The organism is Flavobacterium aquatile LMG 4008 = ATCC 11947 (assembly GCF_000757385.1).
In the GTDB taxonomy this organism is placed as follows: domain Bacteria; phylum Bacteroidota; class Bacteroidia; order Flavobacteriales; family Flavobacteriaceae; genus Flavobacterium; species Flavobacterium aquatile.
The window spans coordinates 493,741-509,624 of the sequence record NZ_JRHH01000002.1 but is presented as its reverse complement, the minus strand read 5'-3'; the positions used below and the strand labels follow the sequence as shown (position 1 = coordinate 509,624).

The 15,884-nt window shown below is 34.1% G+C and carries 15 protein-coding genes; 13 read left to right on the top strand and 2 right to left on the bottom strand.

Annotated features, from left to right (window positions below; translation table 11 throughout):
- Window positions 1–22 precede the first annotated feature (22 nt).
- Together LG45_RS05280 and LG45_RS05275 are read left to right on the top strand one after the other, a co-directional pair.
- On the top strand, window positions 23–1,366 hold the full coding sequence (locus LG45_RS05280) for a deoxyguanosinetriphosphate triphosphohydrolase (protein WP_035125422.1): 1,344 nt from the start codon (window positions 23–25) through the stop codon (window positions 1,364–1,366).
- A gap of 79 nt (window positions 1,367–1,445) precedes the next feature.
- Entirely contained in the window at window positions 1,446–4,163 is a 2,718-nt protein-coding gene (locus tag LG45_RS05275; protein WP_035125053.1) for a T9SS-dependent M36 family metallopeptidase, read from the top strand.
- Between the two features lie 182 nt (window positions 4,164–4,345).
- Here the strand turns inward: LG45_RS05275 and LG45_RS05270 are convergent, their stop codons facing one another.
- Together LG45_RS05270 and LG45_RS05265 are read right to left on the bottom strand one after the other, a co-directional pair.
- Window positions 4,346–4,693 (bottom strand): toxin-antitoxin system YwqK family antitoxin, encoded by a 348-nt coding sequence (locus LG45_RS05270; RefSeq protein WP_035125051.1) that lies wholly within the window; start codon window positions 4,691–4,693, stop codon window positions 4,346–4,348.
- A 191-nt stretch (window positions 4,694–4,884) separates the two neighbouring features.
- Entirely contained in the window at window positions 4,885–5,883 is a 999-nt protein-coding gene (locus LG45_RS05265) for a TlpA family protein disulfide reductase (protein WP_035125050.1), read from the bottom strand.
- Between the two features lie 173 nt (window positions 5,884–6,056).
- On the opposite strand from LG45_RS05265, the gene aspS reads away from it, so the two are divergent.
- From aspS to LG45_RS05210, 11 genes are all read left to right on the top strand, one after another.
- Entirely contained in the window at window positions 6,057–7,808 is a 1,752-nt protein-coding gene (gene aspS / locus LG45_RS05260) for an aspartate--tRNA ligase (protein ID WP_035125421.1), read from the top strand.
- A 219-nt stretch (window positions 7,809–8,027) separates the two neighbouring features.
- Entirely contained in the window at window positions 8,028–8,228 is a 201-nt protein-coding gene (locus tag LG45_RS05255) for a cold-shock protein (RefSeq protein ID WP_035125048.1), read from the top strand.
- 204 nt (window positions 8,229–8,432) lie between these two features.
- On the top strand, window positions 8,433–8,798 hold the full coding sequence (locus tag LG45_RS05250; protein ID WP_035125046.1) for an NADH-quinone oxidoreductase subunit A: 366 nt from the start codon (window positions 8,433–8,435) through the stop codon (window positions 8,796–8,798).
- 11 nt (window positions 8,799–8,809) lie between these two features.
- Window positions 8,810–9,349: an NADH-quinone oxidoreductase subunit B gene (locus tag LG45_RS05245; protein WP_035125420.1), complete on the top strand. Its 540-nt coding sequence runs from the start codon at window positions 8,810–8,812 to the stop codon at window positions 9,347–9,349.
- Between the two features lies 1 nt (window position 9,350).
- Window positions 9,351–9,878: an NADH-quinone oxidoreductase subunit C gene (locus tag LG45_RS05240; protein ID WP_035125044.1), complete on the top strand. Its 528-nt coding sequence runs from the start codon at window positions 9,351–9,353 to the stop codon at window positions 9,876–9,878.
- 63 nt (window positions 9,879–9,941) lie between these two features.
- Complete coding sequence (gene nuoD / locus LG45_RS05235) at window positions 9,942–11,177, top strand: NADH dehydrogenase (quinone) subunit D (RefSeq protein ID WP_035125043.1); 1,236 nt, start codon at window positions 9,942–9,944, stop codon at window positions 11,175–11,177.
- Window positions 11,178–11,258: 81 nt separating this feature from the next.
- Window positions 11,259–11,789 carry a complex I 24 kDa subunit family protein gene (locus tag LG45_RS05230; RefSeq protein WP_035125041.1) on the top strand — a complete coding sequence of 177 codons (531 nt, stop codon included), beginning with the start codon at window positions 11,259–11,261 and terminating at the stop codon, window positions 11,787–11,789.
- A 4-nt stretch (window positions 11,790–11,793) separates the two neighbouring features.
- Window positions 11,794–13,161 carry an NADH-quinone oxidoreductase subunit NuoF gene (gene nuoF, locus LG45_RS05225; RefSeq protein WP_035125038.1) on the top strand — a complete coding sequence of 456 codons (1,368 nt, stop codon included), beginning with the start codon at window positions 11,794–11,796 and terminating at the stop codon, window positions 13,159–13,161.
- A gap of 84 nt (window positions 13,162–13,245) precedes the next feature.
- Window positions 13,246–14,301 carry an NADH-quinone oxidoreductase subunit G gene (locus LG45_RS05220; protein WP_035125036.1) on the top strand — a complete coding sequence of 352 codons (1,056 nt, stop codon included), beginning with the start codon at window positions 13,246–13,248 and terminating at the stop codon, window positions 14,299–14,301.
- Window positions 14,294–15,325, top strand: a complete 1,032-nt coding sequence (gene nuoH / locus LG45_RS05215; RefSeq protein WP_035125034.1) for an NADH-quinone oxidoreductase subunit NuoH — start codon at window positions 14,294–14,296, stop codon at window positions 15,323–15,325. Before LG45_RS05220 ends, nuoH begins: the two co-directional genes overlap by 8 nt.
- Before the next feature lie 11 nt (window positions 15,326–15,336).
- Window positions 15,337–15,882, top strand: coding sequence for a NuoI/complex I 23 kDa subunit family protein (locus LG45_RS05210; protein WP_035125033.1), 546 nt, complete (start codon window positions 15,337–15,339; stop codon window positions 15,880–15,882).
- The last annotated feature ends 2 nt before the right edge of the window (window positions 15,883–15,884 follow it).

Sequence of the window (15,884 nt, the reverse complement as noted above, 5' to 3'; positions counted from 1 at the left end):
ATCTAATATTTCACATTCCATGATGAACTGGGAACAACTTTTATCTTTAAAACGACAAGGCGACAAAGGGAAACGTCTGCGAATTGAACAAGACGACACGCGATTGGGTTTTGAAGTAGATTATGATCGAATTATCTTTTCGGCGGCTTTTAGAAGTTTGCAAGATAAAACGCAAGTTATTCCTATGTCAAAAACCGATTTTGTACATACACGACTTACTCATAGTTTAGAAGTTTCGGTTGTTGGACGTTCCTTAGGAAGATTAGTTGGAAAAAAAATTATTGAGAAATATCCGCATTTACAGTCTATTCATGGGTATCAAGCCAATGATTTTGGTGCTATTGTTGCAGCAGCAGCTTTATCGCACGATATTGGAAATCCGCCTTTCGGACATTCAGGAGAAAAAGCCATTGGCGAATATTTTTCTATCGGAAACGGACAAAAATACAAACACCAATTGTCGGATAAAGAATGGCAGGATTTAATAGATTTTGAAGGAAACGCCAATGGATTTTCTGTTTTAACAAGTTCACGTCCAGGAATTGAAGGCAGCATCCGCTTGACTTACGCCGTTCTTGGTGCATTTATGAAATATCCAAAAGAGAGTTTGCCAAAAAAACCAACGCAAAATATCGCCGATAAAAAATACGGTTTCTTCCAATCAGACAAAGAATTTTTTAAAGAAGTGGCTACCGAATTGGGAATGATTCCTAATAAATCAGGCAACGATATTGGTTACGAACGTCATCCACTTGCCTATTTGGTTGAAGCTGCCGATGATATTTGTTATACAATAATCGATTTTGAAGACGGAATAAACCTTGGATTAGTTTCGGAAGATTTTGCTTTGGAATATTTGATAAAACTGGTTAAAGATTCTATTGATACATCTAAATACAATTCTCTTACTACAAAAGAAGACAGAATTAGTTATTTGCGCGCATTGGCTATCGGAAATTTAATCAATGATGCTGTGAATGTCTTTATTGAAAACGAAGAAGCCATTTTAAAAGGCGAATTTCCTTACGCAATAACCGACAAGTCTAAATACAAAGCTCAGATGAATGATATCATCCAAATAAGTGTAAAAAACGTATATCAAAGTAAGGAGGTAATTCATAAGGAAATTATGGGTTACAAAATTATCAATACCTTACTAGATACGTTTTGTGATGCCTATAATAAGAAAGCAAACGGAACGGCAAGTAATTACGATAATCTGATATTGAAATTGTTACCAGAACGTTATCAATATGAAAAAGAAACCGTTTATGATAGATTGCAACACATTTGTCATTATGTATCAATGTTAACGGATGGAAAGGCATTAGAATTATTTAAAACCATCCAATCAAACAAAAGTTAAAAATCTGATATTCAATAAAAAAATTGCATAAACTTAAAAAATAAATTAAGTTTGCTAACCATAATTTAACTATACCAAAATGAAAAAAAATTATCTATTGTTACTTCTATTGATTACAGGCTCGGTTTTTTCTCAAGCCACAAGAAGTAAAATACAAACTTATCTTAACGCGAACTTAACAAAGTTAGAGTTAACTAGTGCTGATGTAAATGATTGGATTATTGAAAGTGAAGCTACATCTGAAAGTACCAACATTCACAATTATTACCTAAAACAAAGATATCAAGGAATTGAAATTTTTAATGCTGTTGCCAATGTTTGGGTTAAAAATGATGAAGTAATCAACATTCACAGTCAGTTTGTTTCAAACATTACTACTAAAGTAAACACAACAACACCTACTTTATCTGTACTTGAAGGATTGTTTAGCGCTAAAAATTTGTTGAACATTACTTCATCAAATACTCATACAATTTTAGAAACAAAAGAATTAAAAAATTTCAGAATTTCTAACAATACTGAAGATGAAATTTCTGCAGAATTAGTATATCAATTAACTTCAGACAATCAATTAAGATTAGCTTGGGATTATGTAATTGATATTCCTGGGCATCAACACCTTTGGCATGTAAGAATTGATGCATTAGATGGTAAACTTTTAGAGAAAAATGACATGGTGATATCCTGTTCTTTTGGAGAAAATCATAATCATAGTGCAAGTTGTTCTCCGATGAAAGAAAGTGCTGCAAGCCTTAACTTATTTAAAGAAACAACTTCAAGTTTACTGGAAGTACAATCTGGATCTTATAGAGTTATACCATTTAACTATGAAAGTCCTAACCACATTGCTAGACAATTAATTACAAATCCTCACAACGTAGAGGCTTCTCCTTACGGATGGCATGATACAAATGGAGTTGTTGGAAATGAATATACAATAACTAGAGGAAACAATGTTCAAGCGCAAGATGACTTAGATGGAAATAACGGAACAGGAACTTCACCAAGTGGAGGTTTAACTTTAAGCTTTGATTTTCCTTATGGCGGAACAAATACACAACCATCAACTTACTTGAATGCTGCAATTACCAATTTATTCTACATGAACAACATGATGCACGACGTTTGGTATCAATATGGATTTAATGAAATAAATGGTAATTTTCAACAAAACAACTATGGTAAAGGTGGAACTGTTACAATTGGCGGTGATGCTGTTTTTGCAGATGCACAAGACGGTGCATCGGCAACACCACAAAATTTAAATAATGCAAACTTTTCGACTCCTACTGACGGAAATAGACCAAGAATGCAAATGTTCTTGTGGAGTTATGCGGCTCCAATTCAACCTTTATACATAAATTCTCCTGCAGATATTGCTGGATCTAGAATAGCTAGAGATAATGTTTTTAATCCTGGTCATGTTGATATTCCTATTGCACCAAATTTAATTCAATCAAATTTGGTTTTATACGATGATGGAACTCCAGATCCAGGAGAAACTGATAACTGTGATGCTTGTGCAGCTGCTGTTAATGCAGCCGCAATTAATGGAAATATTGTAGTTATTAGAAGATCATTAGCAGAAGCTTTAGGTGGAACACCATGTACCTTTATAGAAAAAGTAAAAAATGCCCAAAATGCTGGCGCAACAGGTGTTATAATTGTTAATAATGTTGACCCATCTGAAACAGTTCCAGCAGAAATTAATATGTCTGGAGCAGATGCAACAATTACAATTCCTGCAATAAGTGTAACTAAAGCTGTAGGATATCCTCTTATTGCTAGAATAAAGACCGAAACTGTAAATGGTAAAATCCAATTAGGCGAAGCACCATTTATAAACACAGACGGTGATTTTGACAACGGAATTGTTGCTCACGAATATGGTCATGGTATTTCTACAAGATTAGCTGGCGGACCAGCAAACAGTGGCTGTTTAAATAACTTTGAAGCAATGGGTGAAGGTTGGTCTGATTGGTTTATGTTAATGATGCAGTTAAAAGCTGGTGATGTTGGTACAACACCAAAAGGTGTAGCTACTTTTGCTTTAAACCAACCAACTACAGGATCTGGATTAAGAAGTTATCCATATTCTACCGACATGAGTATAAATCCATTAACTTTTAATGACTCTAATATTCCAATACCTACTGAAGCAGGAGACACGGGTTATAGATATGTTATTGGAGATTTTTGGGCAACAACTTTATGGGATTTAAATTGGGCATATATTCAAAAATATGGTTTTGATTCTAATGTTTATACTGGAACAGGTGGAAATAATAAAGTTATGCGTTTAGTATTGGATGCTCTAAAATTACAACCATGTAATCCAGGAATTGTTGCTGGTAGAGATGCATTGATTGCAGCAGATCAAGCTACAACCGGCGGAGAAGATTATTGTTTAATTACCGAAGTTTTTAGAAGAAGAGGCGTTGGTCAAGGCGCATCATCAGGAAGTAACAACAATAGTGGCGACCAAGTAGAAAGTTTTGTTGCTTTTTCTCCAGGTGCAAACTGTACAGCATTAAATACTGATAGTTTTGAAAAAGAAGATTTATTCAATGTATATCCTAATCCAACAAATGGTTTATTAAACATTAGAATAAACAACTTTACAGGTAAAGCGTCAATAAATGTTATTGACATTAACGGAAGAACGGTTTACTCCAATGTAAATAATGATTTTAATGTTGAAGCATCTATCAACCTTAATAACTTATCATCTGGAATGTATATTATTAAAGTTACTGCTGATACAACTACTTATACTGAGAAAGTAATTATCAAATAAGAAACAATAAATATATTTTACAAAAAAGGTTCGTCTTTATCTGACGAACCTTTTTTATTAAAACTCATTGAAATATTAAATACTAATAAATTTCAACAAACGCTTTCCCTAAATTAATGCCACAAAAAAAGGTTCATCTACTTTATTAGATGAACCTTTTTCATTTGAATTAAATAATAAAACTAATTTTTATCAGCGATAGCTTCTTTATTCCAACTTTTCACAGAAGCAATAGTACCTTCTGAATAATCTACTTCGGCAAGAGATTTATCATTCCAAAAAAACCATTTTCCAGTTTTTTCGCCGTTTGTATATTCTGCAATTGCTTTTTTAGATCCGTTTTCATTATAAGAAACCCACTTTCCTTCAAGTTTACCATCTTTAAAAAAACCTTCTTGTTGAACTTGACCATTTTCATAATAATAAGTAGCTTTTACCATTCCGTCAACTTCTTCCAATTTTGGTTTTCCTTCTTGAGCGAATGTTAATCCTGAGACCAACAACGCCGCCATAATTACATATTTTTTCATAGTGTAGGTTTTTTAATTATTCATATTAACATAACAAATGTAACAATTAATTTACACTATGCAAACTTTTGCTTAACAATTTGGTAACATTGGATAAAAACTTAACATTGGAATTTTTAAAATAATTAAAAAACCCAACGTCTTAAAGGATAAGACGTTGGGTTTTCGATAACTATTTAAAAAGTGTTTTCTTACGATTTCAATAAAGAATCAAACTTTTCTACCAATTTTGGATCAGAAGGACGACTTGCATTTGCATCAATCACAACACCATCAGGCCCAATCAATAAAAATCTTGGAATCGAGTTAATATTAAATGCTCTAACAAAATCAGACTTCCAGTCTTTATCAGCAAATAATTGCGTTCCGCCTAAACCTTTTTCAGTTACAAACGTTTTCCATTTTTCAAAATCTTTTAAGACATCAACAGAAATACTAACAAATTCAATGTTTTTTCCGTGATATTGTTCTTCTACTTTCTTTAAAAAAGGAATTTCTGCTCTACATGGTCCACACCAAGTAGCCCAAACGTCAATGTAAACATACTTCCCTTTTAAATCAGATAATTTAACGTTTCCGCCAGCATGATTTAAATAGTCAAAATCTGGAGCAACCGTATTATTGAATTTTTTGTTGGCTTGAATTTCTTTATAATAATCTGTCAAACCTTTTTGTTCAGCATCAATGTTCTTTTTTAAAGTCTCAACCAATAAGACATCTAATTTTGATTTATCTAATTTCTCCGTTTTAGACACTTTTTTGGTCTCCATTGCTTTTGCAAAATCAGCTTCATTCATTTCCAACAATTTATCTTCGTCAGAATTCATAGATTCAACAGCTTGTTGCGCTAAAAAGTTATTTTCGTCGGCACCTTTACCTTTGAAGGTTAATGTTTCGTCAAATTTTGATGCATCCATTTTAATTTTCAAATCATAGCCACCTTTTAAAAATAAGGTTGCGTATTCTGCTCCATCAAATAAAGTGTACATTCCATCTTTCTTGATATCGAATGAACCATTGAAAGCTCCTTTATCATCCGCTTTTATTTCTTTAACAATCATTCTACCTTGTTTAATAAATAAAATATCACCGTTTCTATTAGCAATATCTGCTTTAATCGAAACAGTTCCTTGAGCAAAACCGATACTCGAAAATATAGAAGCAATGAAAATAAACACTACATTTTTCATAAATTTTGTTTTTAAATTAATTTTGAGAACCAAATGTACTTTTTTTCTGAATTACATTTAAAATATTAACAAAAAATTTCAATTCAATTTTACCTTATATAATTGATTTAAGTTTTTTACTTTTGCACCCGAGACCAAAGGTCGAATTGTATGTAATAAAAAAAATATTCCAAATGTATAGAAGTCATAATTGTGGTGAATTAAACGCCTCGCATATCAATCAAGAAGTTACGCTTGCCGGTTGGGTTCAAAAATCAAGAGATAAAGGATTCATGAATTGGGTAGATTTACGCGACCGTTATGGAATTACACAATTGTTATTTGACGAAAGTCGATCAGAAAAATCGGTTTTTGAATTGGCTAAAACACTTGGAAGAGAGTTTGTAGTTCAAGTAAAAGGAACTGTTATTGAGCGTGAAGCCAAAAATAAAAATATGGCTACAGGTGAAATTGAAATTCTTGTAAAAGAAATGACAATTCTTAACGCAGCTTTAACGCCACCTTTCACTATTGAAGACGAAACCGATGGCGGTGAAGACATTAGAATGAAATACCGTTACTTGGACATCAGAAGAAATCCGGTAAAAAACTCATTACTTTTTCGTCACAAAGTAGCGATGGAAGTGCGTAAATATTTATCAGATTTAGATTTCTGTGAAGTGGAAACTCCTTATTTGATTAAATCCACTCCAGAAGGCGCAAGAGATTTCGTAGTTCCAAGTAGAATGAACGAAGGTCAATTTTATGCTTTACCACAATCACCACAAACGTTCAAACAATTATTGATGGTGGGCGGAATGGATAAATATTTTCAAATTGTAAAATGTTTCCGTGACGAAGACTTACGTGCCGACAGACAGCCCGAGTTTACACAAATCGATTGCGAAATGGCATTTGTAGAACAAGAAGATATATTAAATGTATTTGAAGGATTAACACGTCATTTACTAAAAGAAATAAAAGGCATTGAAGTAGAGAAATTTCCAAGAATTACCTACGATTATGCCATGAAAACTTACGGAAATGACAAACCAGATATCCGTTTTGATATGAAATTTGGTGAGTTAAACGAAGTTGCTCAACAGAAAGATTTTCCAGTTTTCAACGCAGCTGAATTAGTAGTTGGAATTGCCGCTCCAAATTGTGCAGCATACACAAGAAAAGAAATTGATGCTTTAATTGACTGGGTAAAACGTCCTCAAGTTGGCGCATCTGGAATGGTTTATGTAAAATGTGAAGCCGACGGAACTTATAAATCATCGGTTGATAAATTCTACGATCAAGAGGATTTGAAGAAATGGGCAGAAATTACTGGTGCAAAAGCTGGAGATATGATTTTTGTCCTTTCTGGTCCAGCAGACAAAACTCGTACGCAACTTTCTGCTTTAAGAATGGAACTAGCAACAAGATTAGGCTTGAGAAATCCAGCAGAATTTGCACCACTTTGGGTTGTAGATTTCCCTTTACTAGAATTGGATGAAGAATCTGGAAGATGGCACGCAATGCACCATCCATTTACTTCGCCAAAACCAGAAGATATGGAGTTATTAGCAACAAATCCTGGAAAAGTTCGAGCTAATGCCTATGATATGGTATTAAACGGAAATGAGATTGGCGGTGGTTCTATCAGAATTCATGATAAAGCGACACAACAGTTAATGTTCAAATACTTAGGATTTACCGAAGAAGAAGCGAGAAATCAATTCGGATTTTTAATGGATGCGTTCCAATTTGGTGCGCCACCGCATGGAGGTTTGGCATTTGGATTGGACAGATTAGTAGCAATTCTTGGCGGACAAGAGACGATTCGTGATTTTATTGCCTTCCCAAAAAACAACTCAGGAAGAGATGTAATGATCGATGCACCTTCAACAATTGATGACGCACAATTAAAGGAATTACATATAAAAGTTGAGCTAAAGTAATTTATATCAAATTCGCAACGTATTAGAAAGCAACTATTTAAAAATTCATAAATAGTTGCTTTTTTATTTCAATTTTGATGATAATTCAAATATTTACTTGAAAATCACTCCGTTACAACATTATTTTTTTGTTACTATTTTAACTTTTTATTTAATTTTTGTTTGCTATGTCAGAAATAAGTATATCTTTGACAATTATTAATAATTATTATTACAACAATGCGCACAGGTACAGTTAAATTTTTCAATGAATCAAAAGGTTACGGATTCATTACAGATGATGAAAATGGAAAAGACATTTTCGTTCACGCAACAGGTATTAGAGCTGAGTCACTAAACGAAGGTGATAAAGTTTCTTACGAAGAAGAAGAAGGAAGAAAAGGTAAAGTTGCAGCTCAAGTAGCTGTAATCGAAGACTAATATATATTATTTTTTGATTACCTCAATGGTCAAACGTCCCGATAGTATCGGGACGTTTTTTTATATCTTACTTTTTTATTTAGAATTGTTTTAAATAATTGGTTTTTAAGATATAAATAACAAACGTTTGCCCTTTCACTTTTGAGATTTAAATATTGCAACGTATATTTGTGGCTATTTTTATTACGTCTAAATATTAGCACTATGCAATCCAATCAATTAGATTATTTACCAATCGTTATGCAGGCAGGTTTGGCTGTTGGGTTTGTTGTCTTAACTATTATTGGCTCTAGTTTTTTAGGTCCAAAAAGACATTCCAAAAACAAAGATAAAAACTTCGAATGCGGAATCGAATCTGTTGGTAATGCACGTATTCCTTTCTCAGTAAAATATTTCTTAGTGGCGATCCTTTTCGTTCTTTTTGACGTAGAGGTAATATTCTTATATCCTTGGGCTGTGAACTTCAAGGAATTAGGTGTAGACGGAATGATTAAAATGGTTATTTTTATGTCGTTGCTTTTAATTGGTTTCTTCTACATTATCAAGAAGAAAGCACTTGAATGGGAATAAATACTACTGCTATGGAAAAAACAAAAATGGTTGATGCACCAGAAGGTGTTACAGGTGAAGGTTTCTTCGCCACAAAATTAAACGATGTTGTTGGATTAGCACGTGCTAATTCTCTTTGGCCTTTACCTTTTGCAACTTCATGTTGTGGAATTGAGTTTATGGCAACGATGGCATCACATTACGATTTGGCTCGTTTCGGTTCTGAACGTGTGAGTTTTTCTCCTCGTCAAGCAGATATGCTAATGGTGATGGGAACAATCTCTAAAAAAATGGCACCAATTTTACGTCAAGTATACGAACAAATGTCTGAACCTCGTTGGGTGATTTCTGTTGGAGCTTGCGCATGTTCTGGTGGAGTCTTCGATACGTATTCTGTTTTACAAGGAATTGATAAAGTAATTCCAGTTGACGTTTACGTTCCAGGCTGTCCTCCAAGACCAGAACAAATTGTTGATGGCGTAATGCAATTACAAGAATTAGTAAAGAACGAATCGGTTCGCCGAAGAAATTCTCCAGAATATAAAGAATTATTAGCTTCTTATAACCTATAATATGGCTTTAGAAACAGCTTACATACAAGAAAAACTATCACAAAAATTTGGAAATCATGTTCTAAATTTTGAAATGCAACGAGATGTTTTTTCATTCGAAGCTACTTCAGAAACAGTACATGAAGTAATTCAATTCCTAAAAGAAAATCAAGACTTAAATTTCCATTTCCTTACCGATTTATGTGGTGTTCACTTTCCAGACAATGATGAAAATCATCAGTTTGAAGTGGTGTACCATTTACATAATTGGGTTGAAAATGTTAGAATTAGAGTAAGAACTTTTTTAGCAAATGAAAATCCAGAAGTAGACTCAATCACCGATTTATTTCTTTGCTCCAATTGGATGGAAAGAGAAACGTATGATTTCTACGGAATTAATTTTAAAGGTCATCCACAATTAAAACGAATTTTAAACATGGATGAGATGGTGTCGTTTCCTATGCGAAAAGAATTCCCAATGGAAGACAGCGGAAGAACCGATAAAGACGATAGATTCTTTGGAAGAACTGTCGCCAATACAAATAAATAAAAGTCAAACGGAGCATTATCGAAGTGCGACAAAAAAATAAAAGAAATAATTCAACATTATAAAATGTCAGAACTATTATTACCACCAGAGCATCGATATGCAAAAATTGTAGAGCAGAAACGCAACGAAGACGGTAGCGAACTTTCGGTATTGAATTTAGGACCGACGCATCCTGCAACTCACGGAATTTTTCAAAATATCCTATTAATGGATGGTGAAAAAATTCTTGATGCCGAACCAACAATTGGCTACATTCACCGTGCATTCGAAAAAATTGCTGAAAATCGACCATTTTATCAAGTAAACGTGTTAACAGACAGAATGAACTACTGTTCTTCTCCTATTAATAATATGGCTTGGTGGATGACAGTCGAAAAACTACTTGAAATTGAAGTTCCAAAACGTGCTCAATATTTAAGAGTTATCGTAATGGAATTGGCTCGTATAACAGATCATTTAATCTGCAACTCAATCCTTGGAGTTGATACTGGAGCTTATACAGGTTTCCTTTATGTATTCCAATTTAGAGAAAAAGTATACGAAATCTACGAAGAAATTTGTGGCGCTCGTTTAACAACAAATATGGGTAGAATCGGTGGTTTCGAAAGAGATTGGTCGGAAGAAGCCTTCAAAAAATTAGATGTTTTCCTTACCGATTTCCCAGTTGCTTGGAAAGAATTTGAAAACCTTTTCGAAAGAAATAGAATTTTCATTGATAGAACAGTTAATGTTGGACCAATTACTGCTGAAAGCGCTATGCAATACGGTTTAACTGGTCCAAATTTGCGCGCTGCTGGAATTGATTATGACGTTAGAAAAGCACAACCCTATTCTTCTTATGAAGATTTTGAATTTGATGTTCCAGTAGGAAAATCAGGTGATACTTATGATAGATTCTGTGTTAGAAATGCCGAAGTTTGGGAAAGTTTAAGTATCATCAAACAAGCATTAGCAAAATTACCAGAAGGACCAATTCACGCTGATGTTCCCGATTATTATTTGCCTCCAAAAGAAGATGTTTACCACAACATGGAAAGTTTAATTTATCACTTTAAAATTGTGATGGGTGAAGTTCCAGTTCCAGTAGCAGAAATCTATCATCCAGTAGAAGGCGGAAATGGTGAATTAGGATTTTATTTAGTAACTGACGGAAGTAGAACACCATATCGTTTACACTTTAGAAGACCTTGCTTCATTTACTACCAAGCTTATACAGAAATGATTAAAGGCGGAATGTTATCAGATGCTATCGTAATATTATCAAGTTTAAATGTAATTGCAGGCGAATTAGACGCATAATGAAATTATAAATGATGAATTTTAAATTATAAATTATTCAAAACATTTAAAATTTATAATTCAAAATTTAAAATAACAAAAATGGAAAGATCACATATAAAACAAGAGATAAACATAACCGAATCGTTGATGAACCGCATCAATGAATTGATTAGTCATTATCCTGAAGGCAAACAAAAATCGGCTTTATTACCAGTTTTGCATGAAGTTCAAGATGCTCACGACAATTGGTTGAGTATTGAATTGCAAAATAAAGTAGCCGAAATTCTTCAAATTCAAAATATTGAAGTGTATGAAGTTGTAACTTTTTACACGATGTTCAACCAACGTCCTATTGGAAAATTCATGTTCGAATTCTGTCAAACTTCTCCTTGTTGTCAAAACGGAGTAGAAGATTTAATGGATTACACTTGTTATAAATTGGGAGTAAAAGTAGGCGAACCTACGGCAGATATGATGTTTGAAGTTCGCGGTGTGGAATGTCTTGGTGCTTGTGGATATGCTCCAATGATGCAATTGGGTGATTTCTACCAAGAACATCTTACCAAAGAAAAAATCGATCAGTTAGTGTCTGATTGCAAAGAAGGAAAAATCACTTTACACGATAAATAGTATCATGGGAAGAAAAATATTATTAGACAAAATCAACGTTCCAGGAATTAAAACTTATGAAGTATATCGTCGTGAAGGCGGTTACGCATCAGTAGAAAAAGCCTTGAAAAAAATGACGCCAGACGAAGTGGTTGAAGAAGTAAAAACTTCTGGGCTTCGTGGTCGTGGTGGTGCAGGATTTCCAGCTGGAATGAAATGGAGTTTTATCGATAAAAAATCGGGAAATCCAAGACATTTAGTTTGTAATGCTGACGAATCAGAACCAGGAACTTTCAAAGACCGTTACTTAATGGAGTACATTCCTCACCTTTTAATAGAAGGAATGATTACATCAAGTTATGCGCTTGGAGCAAACCTTTCATACATCTACATTCGTGGAGAATACATGTGGGTTTACAAAATTTTAGAAAGAGCCATCGCCGAAGCAAAAGCTGCTGGATTTTTGGGTAAAAATATATTAGGTTCAGGTTACGATTTAGAACTTTTTGTTCAAATTGGTGGCGGAGCTTACATCTGCGGAGAAGAAACTGCATTGATTGAATCACTAGAAGGAAAACGTGGAAATCCAAGATTGAAGCCACCATTTCCTGCTGTAAAAGGTCTTTGGCAAAATCCAACTGTAGTAAATAACGTAGAAACAATTGCTGCTGTGCCTTGGATTATCAATAATTCTGGTGCTGATTATGCAGGAATTGGAATTGGTCGTTCTACTGGAACCAAATTAATTTCAGCATCTGGAAACATCAAAAATCAAGGTGTTTACGAAATTGAATTGGGTGTTTCTGTTTACGAATTTATGAATTCTGACGAATATTGTGGTGGTATGCAAACCGACAGACCATTGAAAGCATTAGTTCCTGGAGGAAGTTCGGTGCCAATTTTACCAGCCAATTTAATTTACAAAACTGCCGCTGGTGAAGACCGTTTAATGACATACGAAAGTCTTTCTGATGGTGGATTCGCAACTGGTTCCATGTTAGGTTCAGGTGGATTTATTGTTTATGATGATAGAGCTTGCATCGTTAGAAATACTTGGAATTTTTCAAGATTTTACCACCATGAATCTTGCGGACAATGTACGCCATGCCGTGAAGGAACAGGTTGGCTAGAAAAAGTGTTACACCGAATTGAAAACGGTCACGGACGCGAAGAAGACATCGAATTATTATGGAGTATTCAATCTAAAATTGAAGGAAATACGATTTGTCCATTAGGTGACGCGGCTTCATGGCCAGTTGCTGCGGCAATTCGTCATTTCAAAGACGAGTTTGAATACCACATTCGTTTCCCAGAAAAAGTAAGAAATAGAGATCACTTTGTAAATGAGCCATTTGAAAAAGTGAAGCATTTAGTAGCAAAGCAAACAGTATAATTTAAAAGTACGAAGTTAGAAGTTGGAAGTACGAAGTGGAAACACTTAATCTTTTAAACTTTTAAACTTTTAAACAAATTTACAATGAAAGTAACCATAGACGGTCAAGAAATAGAAGTAGAAGCTGGAACAACAATCCTGCAAGCTGCTCGTATGATTGGTGGAGAATCAGTTCCGCCAGCCATGTGTTATTATTCTAAACTAAAAGGAACAGGCGGAAAATGCCGTTGCTGTTTAGTGGACGTTACAAAAGGTAGCGAAGCCGATCCAAGACCAATGCCAAAATTAGTAGCATCCTGTGTTACTGGTTGTCAAGACGGTATGGAAATAGCAAGCAAATCTTCTGAAAGAGTAACCGAAGCTAGAAAAGCAGTAACCGAATTCCTTTTGATAAATCATCCATTAGATTGTCCGGTTTGTGATCAAGCTGGAGAATGTGATTTGCAAAATTTATCATTCGAACACGGAAAATCGGAAACTCGTTTCATTGAAGAAAAAAGAACTTTCGAACCTGAAGATATTGGTGACAAAATTCAACTTCACATGAACCGTTGCATCGTTTGCCAACGTTGTGTAGAAGTAGCAGATCAATTAACAGACGGAAGAGTTCACGGAGTTTTAAATCGTGGTGATCATTCACAAATATCCACTTGTGTTTCTGCTGCAATTGACAATGAATTCTCTGGAAATATGATTGATGTTTGTCCAGTTGGAGCTTTAACGGACAAGACTTTTAGATTCAAATCTAGAGTTTGGTTCAACAAACCATTCAATGCACACAGAGAATGTACCACTCCAGGATGTTGTGGAAAAACAACCGTTTGGATGTTTGGTGACGAAATTCAAAGAGTTACTGCAAGAAAAGACGAATACCATGAAGTTGAAGATTTTATCTGCAACACTTGTCGTTTTGACAAAAAAGAAGTTTCTGATTGGGTAATTGAAGGTCCAAGAAGATTTGAAAAAGATTCTGTTATCAATCAAAACAATTATACACGTAAAATGGATAAAGTGGTAATTGAAACAGAAAAAGGAATATTGATGGGAAGAGATATCGATCGTAAAAAAATCAGTATGTCTGAAATTGATTACAATGAAAAAATTGACGGAAATTTAATAGACTCAAAGAAAAATGGATAGTGCCTTTATCATAGAAAAAAGCATTTTTATTGTAGTTATTTTTGCAATAACAATGATTATGGCAATGTATTCTACTTGGGCAGAACGTAAAGTTGCGGCTTATCTTCAGGATAGAGTTGGACCAAATCGTGCTGGTTGGGGAGGATTATTACAACCTCTTGCTGATGGTATGAAATTATTCGCCAAAGAAGAATTTGAACCTAATACTAAAAATAAATTTCTGTTTTTTGTTGGACCAGCAATTGCAATGAGTACGGCTTTAATGACAAGTGCTGTAATTCCGTGGGGTGATAAATTAGAATTATTTGGAAGAACTGTAATCTTGCAAGCTACCGATACGGATAGCGCATTATTATACGTTTTTGCAGTTGTTTCCCTAGGAGTTTACGGAATTATGATTGGTGGATGGGCATCAAACAATAAGTTCTCATTAATGGGTGCGGTTCGTGCGGCATCTCAAATGGTTTCTTATGAAGTTGCCATGGGATTATCAATAATTGCTTTATTGATGATGACAGGATCACTAAGTTTAAAAGAAATTTCTGTGCAACAAGCAGGAATGGATTGGAACGTTTTCTACCAACCACTCGGATTCTTTATCTTCTTAATTTGTGCTTTTGCGGAAACTAACAGAACACCTTTCGATTTAGCAGAATGTGAATCGGAGTTAATTGGTGGTTACCATACGGAATATTCTTCCATGAAAATGGGATTCTATTTATTTGCTGAATATGCTAACATGTTTATCTCAGCAACGATAATATCCGTTTTATATTTTGGTGGTTACAACTATCCAGGTATGAGTTGGGCTGTAGAAAATTGGGGTGTTAATATTGGAAACGTAATTGGTATTTTTGCCTTATTTGCAAAACTATGTTTCTTCATCTTTTTCTTTATGTGGATAAGATGGACAATACCAAGATTTAGATACGATCAATTGATGAATTTAGGTTGGAAGATTTTAATTCCACTTTCTATTGTCAATATTATTATAACAGGAATTTGCATTTTAGCTTTCAAATAAGAAACGAAATTATGTCAGCATCGATACAAAGTATATCATTATCAGGCAAGAAAAAACAAGTTTCTAATAAAGAAATGACTTTTTTAGAACGATTGTACATCATTGCCATTTTTAAAGGTTTATGGATTACCATCAAACACTTTTTTAAGAAAAAAGCAACGATTCATTATCCAGAACAAGTACGTCCTTTTAGTCCAGTTTATCGTGGTCAACACATGTTGAAACGTGACGAACAAGGAAGAGAAAATTGTACTGCTTGTGGATTGTGCGCACTTTCATGTCCGGCAGAAGCAATCACTATGAAGGCGGAAGAACGTAAAAAAGGTGAAGAACATTTGTACAGAGAAGAGAAATATGCTTCTATTTATGAAATCAATATGTTGCGTTGTATTTTCTGCGGATTGTGCGAAGAAGCATGTCCGAAAGATGCAATTTATTTAACTATATCTAAAGAATTAGTTCCTGCTCAATACAACAGAGAAGATTTTATTTTCGGAAAAGATAAATTAGTAATGCCTCTAGAAATGGCTATGGCAAATACTAAAAAATTAAATTAATT

Excerpts from the sequence above, each read along its gene's own strand:
- LG45_RS05220 (WP_035125036.1), top strand. The coding sequence starts at position 13,246 with ATGAAAGTAACCATAGACGGTCAAGAAATAGAAGTAGAAGCTGGAACA.
- LG45_RS05280 (WP_035125422.1), top strand. The coding sequence starts at position 23 with ATGAACTGGGAACAACTTTTATCTTTAAAACGACAAGGCGACAAAGGG.
- LG45_RS05275 (WP_035125053.1), top strand. The coding sequence starts at position 1,446 with ATGAAAAAAAATTATCTATTGTTACTTCTATTGATTACAGGCTCGGTT.
- LG45_RS05250 (WP_035125046.1), top strand. The coding sequence starts at position 8,433 with ATGCAATCCAATCAATTAGATTATTTACCAATCGTTATGCAGGCAGGT.
- LG45_RS05230 (WP_035125041.1), top strand. The coding sequence starts at position 11,259 with ATGGAAAGATCACATATAAAACAAGAGATAAACATAACCGAATCGTTG.
- nuoD (WP_035125043.1), top strand. The coding sequence starts at position 9,942 with ATGTCAGAACTATTATTACCACCAGAGCATCGATATGCAAAAATTGTA.
- nuoF (WP_035125038.1), top strand. The coding sequence starts at position 11,794 with ATGGGAAGAAAAATATTATTAGACAAAATCAACGTTCCAGGAATTAAA.
- LG45_RS05270 (WP_035125051.1), bottom strand. The coding sequence starts at position 4,693 with ATGAAAAAATATGTAATTATGGCGGCGTTGTTGGTCTCAGGATTAACA.
- LG45_RS05240 (WP_035125044.1), top strand. The coding sequence starts at position 9,351 with ATGGCTTTAGAAACAGCTTACATACAAGAAAAACTATCACAAAAATTT.
- LG45_RS05255 (WP_035125048.1), top strand. The coding sequence starts at position 8,028 with ATGCGCACAGGTACAGTTAAATTTTTCAATGAATCAAAAGGTTACGGA.
- LG45_RS05210 (WP_035125033.1), top strand. The coding sequence starts at position 15,337 with ATGTCAGCATCGATACAAAGTATATCATTATCAGGCAAGAAAAAACAA.
- LG45_RS05265 (WP_035125050.1), bottom strand. The coding sequence starts at position 5,883 with ATGAAAAATGTAGTGTTTATTTTCATTGCTTCTATATTTTCGAGTATC.
- LG45_RS05245 (WP_035125420.1), top strand. The coding sequence starts at position 8,810 with ATGGAAAAAACAAAAATGGTTGATGCACCAGAAGGTGTTACAGGTGAA.
- aspS (WP_035125421.1), top strand. The coding sequence starts at position 6,057 with ATGTATAGAAGTCATAATTGTGGTGAATTAAACGCCTCGCATATCAAT.
- nuoH (WP_035125034.1), top strand. The coding sequence starts at position 14,294 with ATGGATAGTGCCTTTATCATAGAAAAAAGCATTTTTATTGTAGTTATT.